The sequence below is a fragment of the Hypericibacter sp. genome, from assembly GCF_050729195.1.
Lineage (GTDB): Bacteria > Pseudomonadota > Alphaproteobacteria > Dongiales > Dongiaceae > Hypericibacter.
In genome coordinates this window covers 1-2,736 of the sequence record NZ_JBOHKS010000007.1, presented here as the reverse complement: position 1 = coordinate 2,736, position 2,736 = coordinate 1, and the positions used below count along the sequence as shown (strand labels likewise).

Genomic DNA, 2,736 nt, shown 5'->3' with positions numbered 1-2,736 from the left:
ATAGCAACGGCCAGGCCTATCCGGCCGGGCTCGAGAAGGATGTCGAGGAGGCGCTCGCGGGGATCGAGGCCACGGTCGGTGCCCGGTTCGGCGACGAGACCAATCCGCTGCTGGTGTCGGTGCGCTCGGGCGCCCGTGCCTCTATGCCGGGGATGATGGACACGGTCCTCAATCTCGGCCTCAACGACAAGACGGTCGAAGGTCTGGCGCGCCATTCGGGCGATGCCCGCTTTGCCTATGACAGCTATCGCCGTTTCATTCACATGTTTGGCAATGTGGTGCTGGGTATCGACCACCATCATTTCGAGGAGATCCTGGAACTCGAGAAGGAGGATCGCGGCCTGTCGCTCGATACCGAGCTCACATCCGAGGCGTTGCAGAAGATCATTGTGGCCTATAAGGCCAAGGTCCAGGCGCAGACCGGCCAGCCTTTCCCGCTGGACCCCAAGGCCCAGCTCTGGGCCGCGATCGGCGCGGTCTTCGGCAGCTGGCAGACGCAGCGCGCCGTCACCTATCGCCGCCTGCATTCGATCCCCGAGGATTGGGGCACGGCTGTCAATATCCAGGCCATGGTATTCGGCAATATGGGCGATGATTGCGCCACCGGCGTCGCCTTCACCCGCAATCCCTCCAATGGCGAGAGCGCCTTCTATGGCGAGTATCTCGTCAATGCGCAGGGCGAGGATGTCGTGGCGGGCACCCGCACACCGCAGCATCTGACGGTCGCGGGAAAGAAGGCCAACCGCTCGAACCTGCCGGCGATGGAAGAAGTGATGCCCTCGCTCTTCGCCGAGCTCGATCATGTGCGCCACAAGCTCGAGGCGCATTACCGCGATATGCAGGACATCGAGTTCACGGTCCAGCGCGGCAAGCTCTATATGCTGCAGACCCGCAGCGGCAAGCGCACGGCAGCGGCCGCGATCAAGATCGCGGTGGACATGGTCAAGGAAGGCATGATCGACCAGAAAGAGGCGATCAGGCGCATCGATCCGGCCTCGCTCGATCAGCTGCTGCATCCGATGTTGGATCCCAAGGCGCCGCGCAAGGTGATCTCGCGCGGGCTGCCGGCCTCGCCGGGAGCCGCGGGCGGCCACGCGGTCTTCACGGCCGACGAGGCCGAGGACCGCGCCTCCAAGGGCGACAAGGTGATCCTGGTCCGGGCCGAGACCAGCCCCGAGGATATCCATGGCATGCATGCCGCGGTCGGCATCCTGACCACGCGCGGCGGCATGACCAGTCACGCCGCCGTGGTGGCGCGCGGCATGGGACGGCCTTGCGTCTCCGGCGCCGGCGATCTGCGGATCGACGCCAACGCGCGGACCATGAAGGTGCGCGACGTGGTGGTGCGCGACGGCGACATGATCACCATCGATGGCGGCACCGGCGAGGTGATGCTGGGCGAGGTGCCCACCATCCAGCCCGAGCTTTCCGGCGATTTCGCCACGCTGATGGGCTGGGCGGATTCGATCCGAAAGCTCAAGGTCCGCACCAATGCCGAGACGCCGCTCGACGCCCGCACCGCGCGGCGCTTCGGCGCCGAAGGCATCGGCCTCTGCCGCACCGAGCATATGTTCTTCGACGGCACCCGCATCGTCGCCATGCGCGAGATGATCCTGGCCGACGACGAGGCCGGCCGGCGCAAGGCCCTGGCGCGCATCCTGCCGATGCAGCGGGCGGATTTCGTCGAGCTGTTCCAGATCATGCGCGGCCTGCCGGTGACGATCCGTCTGCTGGATCCGCCGCTCCACGAATTCCTGCCCCATACCGATGCCGAGATGGCCGAAGTGGCGGCGGCGGCCGGCATCGAGCTCGAAGGCGTGCGTCACCGCGCAGCGATGATGAAGGAATCGAACCCGATGCTGGGCCATCGCGGCTGCCGGCTCGGCATCACCTTCCCCGAGATCTACGAGATGCAGGCGCGCGCCATCTTCGAGGCGGCGGCGCAGGTGAAGAAGGAGTCCGGCGAGACCGCGGAACCGGAGGTCATGATTCCGCTGGTCGCCATGCCCAAGGAGCTCGAGGTCCTGAAGGAGATGGTCGATCGCGTCGCGGCCGAGGTGGCCAAGGCGAGCGGCATCGCCACGGCCTATTCGGTCGGCACCATGATCGAGCTGCCGCGCGCGGCCCTGCTGGCGGGCGAGATCGCCCAGACGGCGCAGTTCTTCAGCTTCGGCACCAACGACCTGACCCAGACCACCTACGGCCTGTCGCGCGACGACGCCGCGCGCTTCCTGCAGATCTATGAGCGCAAAGGGCTGCTGCCGCAGGACCCCTTCGTCACCATCGATCCGCATGGCGTGGGCGAGCTGGTCCGGATCGCCAGCGAGCGCGGCCGCAAGACCCGGCCCGACCTCAAGCTCGGCATCTGCGGCGAGCATGGCGGCGATCCCGCCTCGATCCGCTTCTGCGCCGAGGTGGGGTTGGACTACGTGTCCTGCTCGCCCTATCGCGTGCCGATCGCCCGCCTTGCGGCGGCGCAGGCGGCCTTGACTGGCATTACCCGCGACGTCTAGGCCGCCTGAACCGGTCTTAGAGTCTGACCTACAGCGTCCTGCCCCCGAGGCCGGCGACGGGTCGCGCGCCGCCGCGGGCCGTTCCTGGGCCGTCGGTGGTGCTGCCGACAACTCCGGACGCAGGTGAACGGTGCCCGCCGAAGGCCTGTTCAAGCCGGCGCAAAAGACGATAGGATTTTGCGCTCAGGTCGGATCCGGGCATGGGCGGCGCTCCCGTATCGGA

General features: G+C 67.1%; 1 protein-coding gene. It reads left to right on the top strand.

All coding sequences use genetic code 11. The features are described 5' to 3' along the window. Positions 1 to 2,513: pyruvate, phosphate dikinase (ppdK, locus tag ACREE8_RS00305; RefSeq protein WP_431570972.1), on the top strand; the 2,513-nt coding region annotated here is incomplete at its 5' end. Positions 2,514 to 2,736 lie beyond the last annotated feature (223 nt).